The following is a 19,109-nucleotide window of genomic DNA, read 5'->3' on the forward strand; positions in this document are numbered from 1 at the left end:
TCCACTCCAGAACCGCAAGAAGCATCGGCAACGGGACTAGCCGCCTGCCGTTGTCGCGAGATGCCGGCCGCTGTCGCGACGCCCAATCAATGCCGAACCGGACAGGGCGGCCCCTCGCGAGGCCGCCCTGCGCTCACCGGTGAAGCGCTACTGGTACGGCGAACCGTCCCGCACGTATGCGGCGGCGGCAATGCCGGTATCGCCCTTCAAGATCGCCTGGTTCTTGCCTGCGGCCGACGGCAATCCCACCTTAAGATTAACCGCGCCCGAGACCAGCGAGTCGAGCAACTGGGTCAGGATCGGCAAACCCAGGGCGATGTTGCCGCAGCCCTTCGCCGCCGGCACGGCGAACGTATTGTCGACCAGGATATTGCCGGTGTTCTGGAAATACGCGTACGGGTCGTTACCGACCTGGATGGAATCCAGGCTGCCGGGGCTGCCCGAGATCGGCGCGGTGGGCGCCGGCGGAGCGGTGGTGCCGGTTTGCAGCTTGACCACGACCGGATTCTGCGCGGAACCGATGTAGCAGGAGTTGCCGAGGAACGGATTCTGCAGGCGCACGCGCAGCGCAAGCCTCACCGCGGTCGGGTCGCCACCCCAGTTCGGGTTGAGCGCCGCACCGAAATCGGTCTGTATCGTCTGCACCGGCTCCATCGTGGCGGTCACGTCGTTGACCGAATTGACCACGCTCCAGAACGCCTGCCACAAGGGCAGCGGCCAATTCGGCGCCGGGTTGACGATGCCGAGCAGGCCGCCCGGGACCTTGCCCGGCGGGGAATTGAGCGTCGGCGCGCCTACCGCCTCGAACAGCGGCGAAGGCTGGATCCCGGTGATACCGCCCTGCAAGACGATCGGCTTGTCGATCGGCAAGGTGGTGGTGCCGATGGTGAACGAGCCCGAGGTGGTGACGCTGTGCACGCAAGCGGTCCCTTCTTCCTGAAGGGGCAGGCTTTCGTACGGGCAGAACTGGAACCTCTCGTAACCTGCGGCCGGTGGTGCCGCCGTCGCGGCAGGCGTGACGACGACTCCGGCCAACGCCGTGGCAAGGGCCGTGAATAGCAATGCCTTGGACATGATGAACTCCTGAATCTAAGGAAGAATCCTGATCTGCGCCCAGCGGACGCAAGTCCGCCGCCCGTTGGCGATCGCCGCATCACCGGGCTATCGCTGCATGCGCCGGTTCGATCGAGCCCCATCCAACCGGAGGGGCCCGATGCTCCGCCCCAGCGCCTTCGATACCGCCCGCCAAGAACGCCGCATCAGGCGCGTGTCTCGCGCGCCTGATGCAGCGGATGGCTAAGCGGCTATTTCCACGACATCCCCGCGTCCCTCGGCAATCGCTCCAAGCAGCGAGGAGATTCGCGCCCTACTTACATGAAGCGAAGCGGCGCGTTGGCCGTCAGCGTCGAGGTGGACCTGACGTTGGTGCAAGGCGACGGTGCGGGGAGGAACTGCGCGGTGAAGGTGAACGTCGCGTTGGTCGCGGTGTTGTTCAGGTTACTGAGCGAACCGGCGGCGACGCCGCCCGTGCACACGCGCGCCGGCGTGTTGAACCTGACCTGGATCGGGTTCGGATAGGACGTTCCGCCGATCGTCACGCTCGAGCTCGTCGCGCCCGACCCCACGCCCGGGGAAACGCCCCAGCTCAGGTTCTCCGCCGTCACGTTGCCCGTGCAGGCCGAGCCGCCGGTGAAGGTGGCGCTGGCGATCGACGCAGCGCCGCTGGTCAGCTGCATGTTGAAGGTGGCGCTGGAACACGGAACCGCGATACCCGAGACCGTAGCGGTGGTGCTGCCGGTGATCGTCACGTAAGTACCGGCGGGCGTGGTGTCCACCCAGGCGCTACCGTTCCAATACTCCCAACCGGCGAACGCGGGCGAGGCCACGAGCGGGCCCACCGCGATCAGGGAGGCGAGAAGGGTGGCTTTCAACTTAGTCATCGTATTTGCTCCACAGTCGATAATCGAAATCCCCGAACGCGAAGCGCGCGGAGGTCGTGCCACGGGGGAAAGGCAAGTGCCGTGGCGGCACCGAACCGAGGGGCACCGAACATCAGCCTGTTCGAACTCTTGCTCTCATTCGCCAGAGCGCTGAAACAGATGCGTCCTTGGTCTGTATCGACCGCCCACGGATGCGGGCGGTTGATGGGGTGAAACCGCTACTCAGAAGAACCCCTTGCGGATCGAGAGTCCGAAGATGCGCGGGTCCTGCAGGAACACGTTCGACGTCAGGCCGCTGTCGTCGCTGTTGAGGAAAGTGCCGGTGATCGCCTCGCCATCCAGCGCGTTCTTGACGTACAGCTGCACGGTCAGATCCTGCTCGGGCTTGTACCAGGTCAGCGACAGATTGACGTTGCCCCAGTCGTGCAGGCGATCGATCCGGTCCTGATAGACGCGCGCCCAGCTCTTGCCCTGGTAATAAAAGTCCGCGCGCAAGGTCAGGTCGCTTTCCGCCAGCGCGAACGTGTACTGCGGGCTGAGGCTGACGGTGATCTTCGGCGCATTCGGCAATTCGTGGCCGCCCACGTTCTTGGCGAATCCGGCGCCTCCGTTGGGCGCATCGATTTCCGGATTGTAGAAAGCGCCGCCCAGCAACCACGCATTGTCGCCAGGGCCGCCATTGAGGCCACGATCCTGGGTGAAGCCGCCCAGGCCGGTGGGGAGATTGACCGTGCAGAAGCTGTTCAAGTAATTGGCGAGGCTGCTCTCGTCGAATATCTGGTAGAAATTCTCGAAGAACCGCTCCACCATCGCCTTGGGCGCGATGCAGTTCGACGCCAATTGCATCCACGGCCGCACGACCACCCAGTCGGGATTGCCCGCCGTCCTATCCATCACGTCGATGGAGTACTGGTTGGCGCCGATACGCGTGCGCAACAGGCCGACGTTTCCGCTGAGCTGGAACTGCGAGGTAGGCCGCCACACCGCTTCGATCTCGGCGCCCCAGGTCTTGGCGTCGAAGTTCTCGTTCACCGTCTGCCGGTCGATGATCTGCGAGACCTGATAGCCCTTGTAATCGTTGTAGAAGGCGGTCGCGTTGAGGATGAACCGGCCGCCGCCCATCACGTTCTTCATGCCGACTTCCAAGGCATTGACGTACTCGGCCTTGAAGCGCGGGTCTTTCGGAATGAAGGACAACACCTCCGGATTGGCGCCGATGCCCGGGGAGTTGGTGCCGCCGGCTTTGTAGCCCCGCGACAACGACGCATAGACCATGGTGCTGTCGGTGAAGGAAAGATCGGGCGACCAGTCCAGCACCAGACGCCCGGTCGGCTCGTTCCAGGTCTGCTTGATCGTCCCGACGGCCGGATAGCCGTAACCGACATAGCCGCCGCCCAGCAGCGGGAAGTCCGGATCCGTGGAGCTCGCCAGCAGCAGCTGGCTCGGCACCGGGGTGGTGGTCTTGACGTCGCGAGTCCAGCGCAGGCCGGCGGTCAACTTCCACTTGTCGTTGATCTGCCAGTAGCCCTCGCCGAAGACCGCCGAGGAGCGGGTGTTGGCGATGTTGCGGCTACGGAAGTAGTTGTGACCTTGGCCGTTGATGGATCCCAAGGGATTGGGATCGATGTACACGCAAGGAAAATGCCTTCCGAAGAAGTCAGTCTCCACCGAAAGGGCCGTCCCTGGCGTACAGGTGGCTGGACTCAGCACACCGCCTCTTCCGTTGAAAAAGTTCTGAGCAGCAGCAGTGAAGAGGTTACTGAAAACGTAGTAGCTCTCGTCGATCTTGAATTCGAGGTAGTTCGCGCCGACGCTGAAATTGAACGGACCGTCGTAAGAGGACTGCAGGCGGAACTCCTGCGACCACTGCCGGCTGTCGGCATCGACCAGATCGACCAGCAGCAGGCGGTCGGAACAACCCAATTGCGGGTCGCAGAACACGCCGCCGGGCGTAAGCGGATAGGCGGGAACGAGGTTTCCGTCCGGATCGAACTGAACCACTTTGTTGGAATCGGTAAAGATCGGGTTGGACTGGAAGCGCCCGTAGTCCTGAGTGGAATAGTACTGATCGCGGGTATACAGCGACTGCGACACCAAGTTCAGGTGGTCGCCGATTCCGACATCGAAATTGAACTGCAGGATGTCGTTGGTGGCGTGGAACTTCGGATCGTAGCTGGTCGCGATCTCGCGCAGATCGCGCGATTGCTTGACTCCGGAATACGGATCGACGCCTTGCGAGATCAGGTATGCCGGATTGAAGTTGTCCGCGAAGAATCCCAGGGCGCCCGCCGTGGTCTGCGCGGCCAGCACCGACGGCAGGCTGTTGCCGTTGGGCACGCCGAAAGCATCGTTGTCGTACAGCGATCCGTCCTTACAGGCCTGGCTCAGGAATCCGACGTCGTTCGGCCGCAATGTCACGTTGCCTATCGAGGTCGGCCCGGCATCGTTGTGACACAGCTGCTTGCCCGTGCGCGAGCGCGTGTCGTCTTCCTGGAAGTGCTCCCACACCAGGCTGGCGTTGAAGCGGTCGCTGGGCGTATAGCTGGCCGACAAGCGGGTGGAAAGCAGATCGCGATCGTTGATGTCCTTGCCGGTGACCGTGTTGTGGTCGTAGCCGTCGCGCTTGGTGTACTGGGTGGCGAGGCGCAGCGCGAAGGTATCGCTGAGCGGCACGTTGATCATGCCGTTGATTCGTCGCGTGTTGTAGTTGCCTACCTCGGCCTTCACGTCCGCATCGAAGCCATCCAGGTTGGCCAGATTGGGAATCATATTGACCACGCCGGCGGTGGCGTTGCGACCGTACAGGGTTCCCTGCGGACCGCGCAGCACCTCGACCCGCTCGACGTCGAAGTACTCCTGCTCGAACAGGCGGTTGCGGATCATCGGCGTGCTGTTGAAGCTGATCGCCACGGCCGGGTCGGTGGTGACCGACAAGGCCTGGGTGCCGATGCCGCGGATCTGGAAGTTGTAGCTGGCGAAGTTGGTCTTGCTGAAGCTGACGTTCGGGGTCGCGGTGACCAGGTCGCCGCCGGTTTCGATCTTGCGGCTGCCCAGATCGTCGCCGCTGAAGGCGCTGATCGCGATCGGCACCTTCTGGATGTTCTCGACCTTTTTCTGCGCGGTAACGACGATGGTGTCGAGATTGGTCGCCGCCTGCGCATTGGCCGCGGCGGTGGGATTGGGCGCCGTCGACTCTGCCTGGGAATCCGCTGCCGGCTGCGTCTCAGCGGTCCCCTCTGCGTTTCCCGGCGGTACCGCGTCGGAAGGCGGTTTGGCGTCCCCTGCCGCCGAACTGCCGCCCGCGTTGCCGTTGATCAGGATCGCGCCGGAGGCGCTGGTGGAGTATTGGAGACCGGTGCCGCTGAGCAGTTCGTCGAGCGCCTGCAAGGCCGGCTTCTCACCGCGCACCGCGCGCCCGGTCTTGCCGACCGCGAGCTCGGGCGCGTACAGCAGCTGCTGGCCGCTCTGGCGCGCGTACTCCGACAAGGCGGCGTCGAGGCGCTGCTGCGGGATGTCGAACTTGGCGGTGGCCGCATCGCCGCGCGCGTGGGCGCTCAGATACGGCAGCAGCGCCAGCAACAGCACGCAGGGTTTGAGTACACGCCTCGACAGTCCCTTCTGGTCTCCCACTCGCATCGACTCCCCTCCGGTTGCGGGCCCACTTCATGTGGCCTGGTCTCTATAGGGACGCAGCGTCTCCGAAAACCCGAACCCGTCCCGGCACGATCGTGGTGCCACGCGCGATCGCGGCCGCGAATAACGCGTGTTTCGCCTAGCAATCGTTTTGCAGCGCAGCAAATTCGCGCGCGCCATCGCCCCGACGCAGCATCGGCCTGCGTCGTCCCATTGCCTGAGAATGCCGCCGCGCGCGGGCGCGCGAGGGGCGGCGGATGCGCATGGCGGCATGGCGCATTGCTGCGCCGCGCCATGCGTCGGGATGCCGCGGGTATCAGCCGCGCTCGGGCGCGCGCGGCTTGAGTACGATCGCTGCGTTCTTGCTGGTCGCGCGTTCGATCGGGAAGTACGCGGTCACCGCCTCGACGAAGGTGTCGGTATCGCCGGTGTTGAACGCGCCGCTGATCTTCAACGAGGCCAGACGGGTATCGCCGAGCACGATGCGGTTGCGCGAGTAGCGATTGATCTCGGCCACCGCGTCGGCCAGGCTCTCGTTCTCGAACACCACCTGGCCATGCCGCCAGCTCACTTCACGCCTGACGTCGGCCACACGCACCTGCGGCACGGTCGCGGCCAGCGCGACGAACTGCTGGCCCGGCTGCAGCTCCGCGGTGGGCGCGGCGGCCATCGCGGCGGTCTGAGTGCGCTCGCGGGTCACGGTTACGCGGCCCTCGAGCAAGGTGACCTCGAACAGGCGCTCGGACATGTGGACTTCGAACTCGGTGCCCAGCGCCGTGACCTGGCGGCCGTCGGCGGTGACGATGAAGGGCCGGGTGCGGTCCTTGGCCACCTTGAACAGGGCCTGCCCGCGTTCCAGCGTGACCGCGCGGGTCTTGCCCTGGTAATGCACGGACACGCGGCTGTCGGTGTTCAAGGTGATCACCGAGCCGTCGGCCAGGGTCACTTCCGAGCGCTCGCCGACGGCGGTCTCGTGGACATTGCCGGCGATCGCGTCCTGCACGCCCTGAACCATCCGGCCGGGCGCGTCGGGCCGCAGGATCAGCAGGCCGACCGCGGCGACCACCAACAGGGAGGCGGCGATCGAGTAGCCATAGGTGCGCGCCGCGCACGACAGCCGCGACTTGGATGCGCGCGCCAGCGTCTCGCGCCGCAGCGCCAGCATGTCGGGCGCGTCGGCGACCGCCTGCGCGAGCGAGCGCGCGGCTTCCACGCGCCGGAACGCGGCGGCGTGCGCCTGCGAACGGTCGCGCCAGGCCTCGAAGGCCGCGCGCAGGGTGCCGTCGGCGCCGTCGGCGTCGCTCAGGACCTCGCTCCAGCGCGCGGCCGCTTCGTCGATATCGTCCGGCAGCGGGCCCGGTCCGTTGGCGATGGGGGTGGTCTGCCATTTCATCCGACACCCCCTAGCGACCGCTTCGGTCCGGCGGCGCGGCCCCAGGAGCCCGGGGCACAGGCCCGGATCGGCGTGGCCCGGCTCATTCCGGCTTCTCCGCGTCCATCGCGCGGCCCAACTGCGCCAGCGCTTTGGCCATGTGCTTTTCGGCGGCGCGCACCGAAATTCCCAGCATGTTGGCAATGTCCATATATTTCCGCTTCTCCATGGTGCGCAACACGAACACGTCGCGCGTACGCTGCGGCAGCGCGCGCAAGACGGCGACAGCCAATTTCACCGCCTCCTCCCCTAGTAAGACGCGCTCCGGCGAGATTTCCGTAGCGGGTTGATGAATTTCTTCGTCGAAGGACACGTGCGCGTCCTGGTCGCGGGCCTGGCGACGGCGGCCCCAGTCGCGCAGGGCGTTGGCGGCGATCTGGAAGACGTACTGCTTGACGTGCTCGATCGGCCCGCCGCGCGCGCGCCGGAGCAGGTGCAGGAACACTTCCTGAGTCAGGTCCTCAACTTCGGCGGGATCCTTGACTCGCTTGGAGAAGAATCCGCGCAGTGGCGCGCGGTACTGCTGGGAGATGTTCTCCCATTGACTGGAGCAATCCTCGCCGTAGTCGGCGAGCGATGCCGGTTCGCGCGTAGACGGCGCCGGATCGGCCATCGAGTCCCCTCCCATACGCGTTGGTATGCGCAGGCCGGCAGCATACTCCGTCGGAGCGGCGCGGGTGTATCGGCCCGCACGCGGTCCGGCCGGATGTTGAGAACCGGCGATTTTCCTGGGAAAAACCGCGATTCATTCGACCGCCATCCGATGCGGCGGCGCAGCATTTCGGATGCGCGCAAGCCAGTTGCGGCGACGGCGGAGCCTCGACGGACGTGGCGCATCCGACCGCCGCGCGCACGCCCGACCCGCAGCGACCGATCCGGCAAAGTCGCGCGCGGCGATGCGCATCGCCGCGACCTGCGGCGGCGAGCGGAATCCGTCAAAATCCCCGCACGCCCCTCCACGAGACCTCCCACGATGTCCCACGATCCAGCGAGCCTGTACCCCGCCCACCTCGCCGAGTTGCAGCGCCGCGTACACGAGGCCCTGGAGCGCGCCGGCCTCGATCATCTGGTCGTGCCCAGCGGGAACTCGCACTACCAGGTGTTCGACGACCGCGACTACCCATACGCGGTGAACCCGCAGTTCAAGGCCTGGCTGCCGCTGACTCGCAACCCCGGCAGTTGGCTGGTCGCGACGCCCGGCCGCAAACCCAAGCTGATCTACCTGCAGCCTTTCGATTACTGGCACGTGGTGCCGCAGGCGCCGAGCGGCTATTGGGTCGACCACTACGACATCGTGGTGATCCGCAAGCCCGAGGAAGCCCTGGCCCATCTGCCGGCCGACCCCGCGCGCTGCGCGATCCTGGGCGAGCCGCGCAGCGCGCTGGGTGCGTACGTGCCCAACAATCCGCAGGCCGCGATCGACTATCTCGAGTTCCACCGCGCCTACAAGACGCCCTACGAAGTGCAGATGATGCGCGCGGCGACCCGCCGCGGCGTGCGCGCGCACCGCGCCGCCGAAGTCGCGTTCCGCAACGGCGCCAGCGAGTTCGACATCCATCTGGCGTACTGCGCGGCCGCGCGCCAGGAGGGCGCCGATCTGCCTTACAACAACATCGTCGCCCTCAACCACAACGGCGCCGTGCTGCACTACACCGAACTCGAGCGCGAGGCGCCGGCGCAGCTGCGCAGCTTCCTGATCGACGCCGGCGCCAGCCACCACGGCTACGCCTGCGACATCACCCGCACCTACGCCGCCGACGCCGGCGGCGAGTTCCAGGCCCTGATCGACGCGGTCGACGCCGCCCAGCTGAAGATGTGCGACCAGGTCCGCGCCGGCCACGACTACAAGCGCATCCACCTCGACGCCCACCTCGCCCTGTCCGGCATCCTCAAGGACTTCGGCGTCATCAAGCTTTCGCCGGAGTCGGCGCTGGAGACCGGCGTCAGCAACGTGTTCTTCCCGCACGGCATCGGCCACGGCATCGGCCTGCAGGTGCACGACGTCGCCGGCTTCGCCGCGTCCGACCGCGGCGGCACCATCGCCAAGCCCGAGGGCCAGCCCTATCTGCGCCTGACCCGCGAGCTCGCGCCGGGCATGGCGGTGACGATCGAACCGGGCGTGTACTTCATCGACCTGCTGCTGGACGGCCTCAAGCAGGGCCCACATGCCGACGCGGTGGACTGGAACCGGATCGACCAGTTCCGCCCCTACGGCGGCATCCGCATCGAGGACGACGTGGTCTGCACCGACGGCGCCCCGATCAACCTCACCCGCGACGGCTTCGCGGAAGCGGCCTGAGACGCGCGCGCCCTTGCAACGCACGCCCCCGCATCGTGTGCTGTTCGTGTGCGGCCACAACCGGCTGCGCAGCCCGACCGCCGAACACCTGTTCGGCGACCGCGCCGATCTGGAGGTCGCCTCGGCCGGCCTCAAGCACGACGCCGAGCAACCGCTCGGCGCCGAGCTGGTGGACTGGGCGCAGCTGATCTTCGTGATGGAAAAGGCGCAGCGCGCCAAGCTGTAGCAGCGCTTTCGCGCGCAGCTGCTGGGCAAGCGCGTGGTTTGCCTGGATATACCGGACGAGTACGACTATATGGACCCGGCGCTGGTGCGGCTGTTGGAAGCGAAGGTGCCGCAGTACTTGTGAGCTAGGTTCGCGCGACGGCCAGTGCGGTTCCCTGCGCGGCACCGCCGCGCCCACGCCACTGTCCGCGCGGGCGCCGCAAGCTCTTACCAGACCCGATACACCCGACCGCTCTGCACGCCTTCGACACTGCGCTGGTAAGCCAGCGCGGCGCGCGCGGCGGTCACCGGCTCGAAACCGGGGAAGAACGCGCCGTAGTCGCTCCAGGATTCGGCCAGCACACTCGGGCTGACCGCGTTGATGCGTACGCCGCGCTGCAGTTCGAACGCCGCGCCCTGCACGAATCCTTCCAAGGCGCGATTGACCGCGCTGGCGTTGGCGCCGGCGCGGATCGGTTCGTCGGCGACGATGCCGCTGGTCAGGGTGATCGAACCGCCGTCGTTGAGCGCATGCTGGCCCAGCAGCGCTAAGCGCACCTGGCCCAATAGCTTATCGTTCAGGCCGATCGCGAACTGCGCCGGCGTCATTTCCGGCAGTGGGCCGAAATGCAGCACGCCGGCCGCGGACACGATGGCGTCGACCTTGCCGGTCTTGCGCAGCAGCGCGGCCACGCTGGCGTCGTCGGTAATATCGACCGGGTACTCGGCGCTGTTGCGGCTGGCGGCCAGCACCTCGTGATGGGACAGGGTCTGGGCGATGGCGCGGCCCAGCGTGCCGCTGGCGCCGACTAGCAGGATCTTCATGACGGACCTCTTACGGTAGGAGTGGTGTCCAGTTTGCGCGCCGAACCCGAGCCGGGGCATGCGCTAGCATTTCCGGCACCCCTAACTGCGAGTTAGCCATGGATCTGCTGCGCGCGATGACGGTCTTCGTTTCGGTCGCCGACACCGGCAGCTTCGCCGCGGCCGCGCGTGCGCAGCGGGTGTCGGCGGTGATGGTGGGCAAGCACGTGCATCAGTTGGAAACCCACCTGGGCGCGCGCCTGCTCCAGCGCGACACCCGCAAGCAGCGGCTCACCGAAGTCGGCGCGGCCTTCCTGGAAGAGGCGCGGCAGGCGCTGGAGCAAGTACGCCGCGCCGAGACCGTGGCCGAACGCCTGCAGGACCACGCGCGCCCGCGCGGGCACCTGCGCGTGACCGCGCCGCTGACCTTGGGCACCGCCGCGGTGGCGCCGCTGGCCACCGCGTTCCTGCGCGCGCACCCGGACGTGTCGCTGGACCTGGTGTTGGCCGACCGCATGAGCGACCTGATCGCCGAAGGCTTCGACGCCGCCATCCGCATCGGTCCCCTGCCCGATTCCGACCATCTGGTGGCGCGCCCGCTGCGGCCCTACCGCATGATCGTGTGCGCCTCGCCCGAGTACCTGCGCGAACGCGGCACGCCGCACAGCCCGAGCGAACTGGCCCAGCACAGCTGCCTGAATCATCTGCTCTGGCACCCCAACGCGGGCTGGCGATTCGCCAGCCTGGGCGGCGAGCCGCTGCGCCTGCGCGGCCGCTTCGCCTCCAATCACGGCGACGCCCTGCGTCGCGCGGCCTTGGACGGCTGCGGCATTCTGCTGCAGCCCGAAGTGCTGCTGGCCGACGACCTCGCCGCCGGCCGATTGCTGCCCTTGTTCGAACACGACCTACCGCCGCCACGCCCGGTACACCTGCTGTACCCACGCGACCGCCAGCCCCTGCCCAAACTCAGCCGCTTCGTCGACGCGGTGTTGGCCGCCATGGGGCCATAGGCCCGAGGGCCGGGCATGCGCTGGCCGCCGCGCATGTCGACCTAAAGCCTGCATCACCCTTCGCCGGCACCGGCCACCACGCAACGATGCGGTTCGCCTCCGGCTCACCACATCCTACGAGCCCGATCGCGTCCGCAAGACAGCGTCAGCACACCGTTACCGCTGCTGTTGCTGTTGCTGTTGCTGTTGCTGTTGCTGTTGCTGTTGCCGTTGCCGTTGCCGTTGCCGTTGCCGCGGCATTCAAATCCAAAAGCCCCGCACTAACCCGACCAACCGTAGACCCGAAGGGCGGCGCGCAGGACGCGCGCCGTTTTTCGAATGGACAGGGACGTCCATTCGAAAAATCCCCGCGCCAGCTCCGAACCCGCAGGGGAGGTTTGGTCACGCTAGCCCTTCTCTTTGGTTACTTTTGACCGAAGGAAATCCAGACGGACTCTTGGGCTAGCAAGAGAAAGTGACCCGCATGCGCAGCAGGCGGAAGCCCTTGACCTTCGGTCTGAAAAGACGAAAGCAAAGCAATAGCAAATCCTCCCCAACCCTCCTTTGATAAAGGAGGGAGCTAGGAGCAAGAGAAAGTGACCCGCATGCGCAGCAGGCGGAAGCCTTTGACCTTCGGTCAGAAAAGACGAAAGCAAAGCAACAGCAAATCCTCCCCAACCCTCCTTTGATAAAGGAGGGAGCTAGGAGCAAGAGAAAGTAACCCGCATGCGCAGCAGGCGGAAGCCTTTGACCTTCGGTCAGAAAAGACGAAAGCAAACAACAGCAAATCCTCCCCAACCCGCCCGGCCAGCAGGCACAGCCTGCCGGCGTTCAGCCGCGCACGAACCTGCGGTTCGTAAGCCGCTCGGCTTCACCCTTTCCAAAGGAGGGAGCTTGGAGCAAGAGCCTGCCGGCGCTCAGCCGCGCACGAACCTGCGGTTCGTAAACGCACGACTGCACCCTTTTCCAAAGGAGGGAAAGCGGGCTTGCATGTGAGTGCATGCTAAAGACACTGGATGCTCGGCTCCGCCGAACTAAAGTGGAGCCTGCCCCCGCGGAGATGACGAGCAACAGCAAGAGCCGGCCTTAGGCCGAGCCGAAGCGCGAGAGGTGGTGAGCACAGCCGAGCGACGGCGACGGCTACAGCGACAGCGAGCGACCAGAACGAGAGGCGCGGAGCGAAAACAACGCCCCCTACCCCATCAACGCCTCGATCTCATCGGCGCTGCGCGCCAGTTTGTCGGTCAGCACCTGATAGCCATCCTTGGTGACCAACACATCGTCCTCGGTGCGGATGCCGATACCCCGCCACTTCGGATCCACGCTGGTGTCGTCGGCCGACACGTACAACCCCGGCTCGATGGTGAAGACCATGCCCGGCTCCAGCAGGCGCGACTCGCCCTCGATTCGGTACTCGCCGACGTCGTGCACGTCCAGCCCCAGCCAATGCCCGGTCTTGTGCCGGTAATAACGGCGGTAGCTGCCGTCGGCGATGTTCTTCTCCAGCTTGCCCTTGAGCAGGCCGAGCTTGAGCAGACCCTCGGTCAAGGTCTCGACCGCGGCATTGTGCCCCGCCTCGTAGGCCACGCCCGGGCGCGCCTGCGCCAGCGCCGCGGCCTGGGCCGCGCCAACCAGATCGTGCAGCGCGCGCTGCGCCGCGCTGAAGCGACCGTTGACCGGGAAGGTGCGGGTGATGTCGGCGGCATAGCCGCGGAATTCCGCGCCGGCGTCGATCAGGACCAGATCGCCGTCGCGCGCCACGCCGTTATTGGCGCGGTAATGCAGCACGCACCCATTGGCGCCGGCGCCGACGATGCTGCCGTAGGCCGGCTCGGCGTCGTGCATGCGGAACACGCGCTCCAGCTCGGCCTGCAGTTCGTACTCGCGCACGCCCGGGCGCGCGGCACGCATCGCCACCTCGTGCGCCTGCACGCTGATGTCGGCCGCGCGCTGCATCAGCTTGAGTTCGTCGCGGTCCTTGAACAAACGCATCTCGTCGAGCAGATGCCCCAGCTCGAGGAACTCGTGCGGCGGCTGCGCGCCCTGTCGCACCATCGCGCGCACGCGGTTGAGCCAGCCGATCAGCTTGAGGTCGAACTCCTGATCGCGGCCGAAGTGGTAGTACACCCGTGAACGCCCTTCGAGCAGGCCGGGCAGGATGTCGTCGAGATCGGCGATCGGATAGGCGTCGTCCAGGCCGAAGGCCTCGACCGCGCCCTCGGGGCCGAAACGCGGGCCGTCCCAGCCTTCGCGCTCCAGATCGCGCTCGCGGCAGAACAGCAGGGTTTCGCCGTGCTTGCGGCCCGGCACCAGCACCAGCACCGCCTCCGGCTCGGGGAAGCCGGTGAGGTACCACAGGTCGGAATCCTGCCGGTACGGGTAATGGGTGTCGCGGCTGCGAATCAGCTCGTTCGCCGACGGCAGCACCAGGATGGCGTCGTCGCCGGCCATGCGCATGAGCTGCTTGCGGCGGCGCGCGTAGGCCTTGGCGGAAATCTGGCTGGCGATGCCGGCGGTAGTCATCGTCGCGACGCCCTTGGATTCAGTTCAAACGTTGCCGGTGCTGGCTGGCCAGCACACAGTCGCCGTGCAGCAGCAGCGCGGCCACGCGCACGAATTCCTCGATCTCCACCAGCGCTTCCTCGTCCTCTTCGTCGCCGTCGTCCTGCGGCTGGGCGACGGCGAGCTTGGCCAGATCGCCCAACGCCTCGCGGCCTTCCACCGACAGCGCGTTGGCCGAAGCGCCGGCCAGGCCGAATCCGCCGAGGAAACCGCGGCACCATTCGAACAGCGCGCCGCTGCGCTCGGACAGCGAGGCCTCGGCGTCGGGCAGCAGCAGGGCGAAATCGAAACTGCGGTCGGACAGCTGCGCGGCGCTGGCCAGACGCAGCTGGTCGAGCGCGCTGTCGGCCTCCGGCGCGGTCAGGGCATCGTCGGCCAGCACTTTGGCCGGCCATTCGCGCAGCGAGGCGCCGCCGCCGGCCAGCCAGCCGCACAGGGCCCCATGGAGTTCGGAAGGCGACGCGGCGAGCGCGAGTTGGCGGCTCTGAGCGTCGACGGCGGACAGGTCGGGCAGTTCGATGGAGGGCACTGGCATGGCTGCGTGGGGGTTGCGTCAGTTTAGCAACGCAGCGACGCGGCTTGTTGCGGCGGACGACGCCTGCCTACACTGCGCGTTGCCACGCCCTGTGCCCCGGTGTCCGTGCGTCCATCCTCCATCGCCGCTATTCGCGTCGCCGGCCTGCTCAGCGCTCTGCTGGTGTTGGCGGGCACGGTGTTGCCGGTCGCAGCGGCAACCCGGGACTATTACTTCACCCGTCTGGGCAGCGAAATCGGCCTGGCCCAGAACTCGGTGACCGCACTGGCCCAGGACGCCCAGGGCTTCGTCTGGGTCGGCACCCAGGGCGGCCTGCACCGCTACGACGGCCAGCGCTTCGTGCCCTATCGCCACGATCCGCGCGATCCGGCCAGCCTGCCCGACAGCTATGTCACCACGCTGGCGCTGGAAAGCGAGCGCGCGCTCTGGGTCGGCACCTACTCCGAATACGTGGCCCGGCTGGACCTGGCCACCGGCCGCATCCGCCGCTACTCGGCCGCGGGCGGCAGCCAGACCTCGCGCCAGGTCATGGCCCTGCTCTACCGCGGTGGCCGGGTCTGGGTCGGCAGCGTGGCCGGGCTGGAGCGCCTGGACCCGGCCAGCGGCCGCCGCCAGAACCTGCTGAAGCTGCCCGACAGCACGCGCGACCGGCCCTGGCAGAAGCTGGTGTCGGACAGGGACGGCAATGTCTGGTACGGCAACGCCGCCGGCCTGTACCGGATCGGCACCGACGACCGGGTCGAGCGGATCGAGCCGCAGCCGGTCGCCAGCCTGTTGCGCGACCACCGCGGCCAGATCTGGGTCGGCCGCAACGACGGCCTGTTCCGCGTGCACAGCGACGGCCACAGCCTGATTCGGGTCCTGCCGGCCGACACCGACGCGCCGGCGTCGCCCGCCGACGTGCGCGCGATCGTCGAGGCGCCCGACCGCCGCCTGTGGCTGTCGGTGTTCGGCGATGGCCTGCGCCGCTACGACCCCGATAGCGGCAGGATCGAAGCGGTGCGCGAGGACGCCGGTATCGGCGCCGGCCTGCCCGAGGACACCATCGCCAGCCTGATGGTCGATCACGGCGGCCTGCTCTGGGTCGGCGGCACCTTCCGCGGCGTCGCCCTGGCCGATCCGCGCGGCACCCGCTTCAGTTACGTGCTCGATATCGACAGCGGGCGGCCACGCAATGCCGCCGCCGACGACAGCATGCGCGCCATCATCGAGGACGAGGGCGGCGCGCTGTGGCTGGGCAGCGACAACGCGCGCCTGCTGCGTTACGACCTGCAGCAGGACCGGTTCGACGACTACACCCGCCTGATCGGCGAAGGCGTGCGGGTGATGGCCTTCGGCCGCGCCGACCGCGGCCGGCTCTGGGTCGCCACCAGCCAGGGCTTGCGCCGGCTCGACCCGGTCGCGCGCCAACTCGAACGCATCGACCTGGGGCCGTACAGCGCGACCGCGCTGCGCAGCCTGATCGTCGCCCGCGACGGCACGCTGTGGCTGGGCAGCACCGGCACCGGCGCCTTGCATTACGATCCCGCCAGCGGCGCGATCGCCCAATACGGCTACCGCGAGGGCGACCCCAAGGGCCTCAGCCATCCGGTGGTGCACGCCTTGCTGGAGGACCGCCAGAACCGCATCTGGCTGGGCACCGGCGACGGCCTGGACCTGCTGGAACCCGCCAGCGGGCGCATGCGCCACTACCGCCACCAGGCCGACAACCCCAACAGCCTGGCCGGCAATCTGGTGCGCGCCCTGCACCAGTCCGAGGACGGCACGGTCTGGGTCGGCGGCCACGCCGGGCTCGACCGCGTGGTCGAACGCGGCGGCGAGATCCGTTTCGTGCATCCGCTGGGCGCGGCCTTGAACGAACGCCCGGTGCCGGTGGTGTTCACCGTCGCCGAAGGGCCGAACGGGCGCCTGTGGCTGGGCACCGACGCCGGCATCCTGCGCTTCGACGTGGCGCCGGGCTGGGTGCGCCGCTACGGCCTGGCCGACGGCCTGCAGGACCTGGAGTTCAACGGCGGCGCGGTCACCCAGCTGCGCGACGGCCGCTTCGTGTTCGGCGGCGTGCGCGGTCTGAACCTGTTCCTGCCCGCGCGCATGGTGGATTCGCGCTACACCCCGCCGGTGCGCCTGCTCGGGGCCTGGATCGGTGCCGAGGCCACGGTCGACAGCGGCGCGCTGTGGCAGCCCGCGCGCCTGGACGTGCCCGCCGCGGCCGGCATCCTGCGCCTGCGCGTGGGCGCGCTGGATTTCGCGCCGGATTCCAGCATCCGCTACCGCTACCGCATGGACGGCTTCGATCGCGGCTGGATCGAGAACGGCATGCGCCAGGACATCACCTACACCCGCCTGCCCGCCGGCCGCTACACCTTCCGCGCCCAGGCCACCAACCGCGACGGGGTGTGGAACTCGCGCGAGCTGGTCATCCCGATCCACGTCGCGCCGCCGCTGTGGCGGCACCCGATGGTGATCCTGGCCGCGGTCCTGGCCCTGGTCGCCCTGCTCGCCAGCGCCGGCTGGCGCTGGCACCGCGCGCGCCAACGCGAGCGCGGCTACTTCCAGCAGATCCGCGAGCGCGAGGAGCGTTTGAAGCTGGCCCTGTGGGCATCGGGCGAGCAGTTCTGGGATTACGACCTGAGCCGGCGCGAGATGCACCGCATGCGCGTGGACGAACAGCACGCGCAGACCCCGGATATCGGCGTCCAGACCCACGTGGTCGACGATCACGAGATCCACACCGACGACCAGGCGCGCGTGCTCGACCTGCTCAAGCAGCACCTGCGCGGCGACGCCGCGCTGTTCCTGTCCGAGCACCGCATCCGCAACCCAGGCGGCGGCTGGAGCTGGATCCGCGCGCGCGGCAGGGTGGTCGAGCGCGACCCCAAGGGCCGCGCCCTGCGCGTGGCCGGCACCGCGCGCGACATCACCGCCAACCGCAGCGCCGAGCGCGATCGCCGCATCTCCAGCGAGGTCCTGCGCAGCATGGCCGAGGCGGTGGCGGTAATCGACCGCGACTTCAACTTCGTCTCGATCAACCCCGCCTTCACCCACATGACCGGCTACGGCGATGCCGAGGTGATCGGGCGCTCGGCCAGCCTGCTCGACAGCCGCCAGCACGACCCCGAGTTCTACCAGGAGATGCGCGCCGAACTGCAGCGCAGCGGGCGCTGGTCGGGAGAGATCTGGCAGTCGCGCAAGGACGGCGCCGAGTTCCTGTGCTGGCTGCAAGGCAGCGCGGTGCTGGATACCGGCGGCCAGCGCAGCCACTACGTCGCCGTGCTCAGCGACATCACCGACCAGAAGCGCGCCGAGCAGGAACTGCGCTACCTGGCCAACTACGACACCCTGACCAGCCTGCCCAACCGCACGCTGCTGTCGGAGCGGCTGTCGCGCGCGATCGTGCGCGCGCGCCGCCAGGGTCACCGCATCGCGGTGCTGTTCCTGGACCTGGACCGCTTCAAGGACATCAACGACTCGCTGGGCCACGCCGCCGGCGACCGCATCCTGCGCGCCGCCGCCACCCGCCTGCAGGAAACCGTGGGCGCCGAGCACACCGTCGCGCGCTTGGGCGGCGACGAATTCACCGTGGTGCTGGAAAACATCGACACGCCCGAGGACGCCGAGGCGGTCGCGCGCCGGCTGATGCGCGCGTTCGAGACCCCGCTGGATTTCGACGAGCGCCACGACGTGTCGATCTCGCCCTCGATCGGCATCAGCCTCTACCCCGATCACGCCCAGGTCCCGACCGACCTGCTCAAGCACGCCGACACCGCGATGTACCAGGCCAAGGCCGCCGGCCGCCGCACCTACATGCGCTACACCGAGGCGATGGACGTCGAGATCCGTCGCCGCGCCACCATCTCGGCGGCGCTGCGCAAGGTCCTCGACCGCGGCGAGCTGCGCCTGGTGTATCAGCCGCGGCTGTCGCTGCAGGACCAACGCATCACCGGCGTGGAGGCCCTGCTGCGCTGGCGCAGCGCCGAGTACGGCGACATCTCGCCGGCGCAGTTCATCCCCCTGGCCGAGGAAAGCGGGCTGATCCTGGAGATCGGCGAATGGGCCATGCACGAGGCCTGCCGCACCCTGGAACGCTGGCGCCAACAGGGCCTGGACCAGCTGTCGATGTCGGTCAACGTCTCGGCCCTGCAACTGCTGCGCAGCGATCTGCCGCGCACGGTCGCACGCGCGCTCGACGAAAGCGGCATCCCCGCCTGGCGCCTGGAGCTGGAACTCACCGAGAGCGTCATCATGGCCAACGCGGTCCAGACCGCGGCCACCCTGCAGGCGATCCGCGACCTCGGCGTCGGCCTGGCGGTGGACGATTTCGGCACCGGCTACTCCTCCCTGGCCTACCTCAAGCGCCTGCCGATCAACACCCTCAAGATCGACAAGGAGTTCGTCGGCGACCTCGGCCGCGACCCCGACGACGAGGCGATCACCAGCACCGTCATCACCATGGCCCACTCGCTGGGCCTGAACGTGGTCGCCGAGGGCGTGGAGTCGGAGGCGCAGATGGAGTTCCTGCGCGAACACGGCTGCGACGAGATCCAGGGCTACTGGCTGGCGCGGCCGCTGGAGGTCGAGCAATGCCTGGCCTTCATCCTCGCGCGCACGCCCGCCGTGGCCGCGCCCCCGCCGGCCGCGGACTGAGACCGCCGGCCCGCTCCGGCGCATCCGTTCACCTGGCGGTCCGGTCCGCGCCGTCGCCTGCTTGACC

The 19,109-nt window shown here is 67.8% G+C and carries 11 protein-coding genes and 1 pseudogene; 4 read left to right on the forward strand and 8 right to left on the reverse strand.

The genetic code is table 11. The features are described 5' to 3' along the window. Positions 1–147: 147 nt before the first annotated feature. From ASE43_RS13410 to ASE43_RS13430, 5 genes are all read right to left on the reverse strand, one after another. Positions 148–1,074 carry a hypothetical protein gene (locus tag ASE43_RS13410; protein WP_200944035.1) on the reverse strand — a complete coding sequence of 309 codons (927 nt, stop codon included), beginning with the start codon at positions 1,072–1,074 and terminating at the stop codon, positions 148–150. A gap of 296 nt (positions 1,075–1,370) precedes the next feature. Further along, positions 1,371–1,931 (reverse strand): hypothetical protein, encoded by a 561-nt coding sequence (locus ASE43_RS13415; protein WP_056182505.1) that lies wholly within the window; start codon positions 1,929–1,931, stop codon positions 1,371–1,373. A gap of 231 nt (positions 1,932–2,162) precedes the next feature. Further along, entirely contained in the window at positions 2,163–5,576 is a 3,414-nt protein-coding gene (locus ASE43_RS13420) for a TonB-dependent receptor (protein ID WP_082607284.1), read from the reverse strand. A gap of 313 nt (positions 5,577–5,889) precedes the next feature. Then, entirely contained in the window at positions 5,890–6,966 is a 1,077-nt protein-coding gene (locus tag ASE43_RS13425; RefSeq protein ID WP_057160843.1) for a FecR domain-containing protein, read from the reverse strand. Positions 6,967–7,048: 82 nt separating this feature from the next. After that, positions 7,049–7,618: a sigma-70 family RNA polymerase sigma factor gene (locus ASE43_RS13430; RefSeq protein ID WP_162250682.1), complete on the reverse strand. Its 570-nt coding sequence runs from the start codon at positions 7,616–7,618 to the stop codon at positions 7,049–7,051. Between the two features lie 360 nt (positions 7,619–7,978). Between ASE43_RS13430 and pepQ the strand changes: the two genes are divergently transcribed. After that, positions 7,979–9,304 carry a Xaa-Pro dipeptidase gene (gene pepQ / locus ASE43_RS13435; protein ID WP_057160844.1) on the forward strand — a complete coding sequence of 442 codons (1,326 nt, stop codon included), beginning with the start codon at positions 7,979–7,981 and terminating at the stop codon, positions 9,302–9,304. Positions 9,305–9,341: 37 nt separating this feature from the next. After that, positions 9,342–9,653 (forward strand): annotated as a pseudogene (locus tag ASE43_RS13440) (phosphotyrosine protein phosphatase). Positions 9,654–9,736: 83 nt separating this feature from the next. On the opposite strand, the gene ASE43_RS13445 reads toward ASE43_RS13440, so the two are convergent. Continuing rightward, on the reverse strand, positions 9,737–10,333 hold the full coding sequence (locus tag ASE43_RS13445; protein ID WP_057160845.1) for a short chain dehydrogenase: 597 nt from the start codon (positions 10,331–10,333) through the stop codon (positions 9,737–9,739). 98 nt (positions 10,334–10,431) lie between these two features. Between ASE43_RS13445 and ASE43_RS13450 the strand changes: the two genes are divergently transcribed. Beyond that, positions 10,432–11,322, forward strand: a complete 891-nt coding sequence (locus ASE43_RS13450; RefSeq protein WP_057160846.1) for a LysR family transcriptional regulator — start codon at positions 10,432–10,434, stop codon at positions 11,320–11,322. Between the two features lie 1,173 nt (positions 11,323–12,495). Here the strand turns inward: ASE43_RS13450 and ASE43_RS13455 are convergent. Together ASE43_RS13455 and ASE43_RS13460 are read right to left on the reverse strand one after the other, a co-directional pair. Further along, positions 12,496–13,824, reverse strand: a complete 1,329-nt coding sequence (locus tag ASE43_RS13455) for an aminopeptidase P N-terminal domain-containing protein (protein ID WP_057160847.1) — start codon at positions 13,822–13,824, stop codon at positions 12,496–12,498. Positions 13,825–13,843: 19 nt separating this feature from the next. Beyond that, entirely contained in the window at positions 13,844–14,383 is a 540-nt protein-coding gene (locus tag ASE43_RS13460; protein WP_200944038.1) for a UPF0149 family protein, read from the reverse strand. A gap of 120 nt (positions 14,384–14,503) precedes the next feature. Between ASE43_RS13460 and ASE43_RS13465 the strand changes: the two genes are divergently transcribed. Continuing rightward, positions 14,504–19,042, forward strand: a complete 4,539-nt coding sequence (locus ASE43_RS13465) for an EAL domain-containing protein (protein WP_157499923.1) — start codon at positions 14,504–14,506, stop codon at positions 19,040–19,042. Positions 19,043–19,109 lie beyond the last annotated feature (67 nt).

It is taken from the genome of Lysobacter sp. Root983 (assembly GCF_001429345.1).
Taxonomy (GTDB): Bacteria; Pseudomonadota; Gammaproteobacteria; order Xanthomonadales; family Xanthomonadaceae; genus Lysobacter.

Excerpts from the sequence above, each read along its gene's own strand:
- ASE43_RS13430 (WP_162250682.1), bottom strand. The coding sequence starts at position 7,618 with ATGGCCGATCCGGCGCCGTCTACGCGCGAACCGGCATCGCTCGCCGAC.
- ASE43_RS13420 (WP_082607284.1), bottom strand. The coding sequence starts at position 5,576 with ATGCGAGTGGGAGACCAGAAGGGACTGTCGAGGCGTGTACTCAAACCC.
- ASE43_RS13445 (WP_057160845.1), bottom strand. The coding sequence starts at position 10,333 with ATGAAGATCCTGCTAGTCGGCGCCAGCGGCACGCTGGGCCGCGCCATC.
- ASE43_RS13455 (WP_057160847.1), bottom strand. The coding sequence starts at position 13,824 with ATGACTACCGCCGGCATCGCCAGCCAGATTTCCGCCAAGGCCTACGCG.
- ASE43_RS13425 (WP_057160843.1), bottom strand. The coding sequence starts at position 6,966 with ATGAAATGGCAGACCACCCCCATCGCCAACGGACCGGGCCCGCTGCCG.
- ASE43_RS13410 (WP_200944035.1), bottom strand. The coding sequence starts at position 1,074 with ATGTCCAAGGCATTGCTATTCACGGCCCTTGCCACGGCGTTGGCCGGA.
- ASE43_RS13450 (WP_057160846.1), top strand. The coding sequence starts at position 10,432 with ATGGATCTGCTGCGCGCGATGACGGTCTTCGTTTCGGTCGCCGACACC.
- pepQ (WP_057160844.1), top strand. The coding sequence starts at position 7,979 with ATGTCCCACGATCCAGCGAGCCTGTACCCCGCCCACCTCGCCGAGTTG.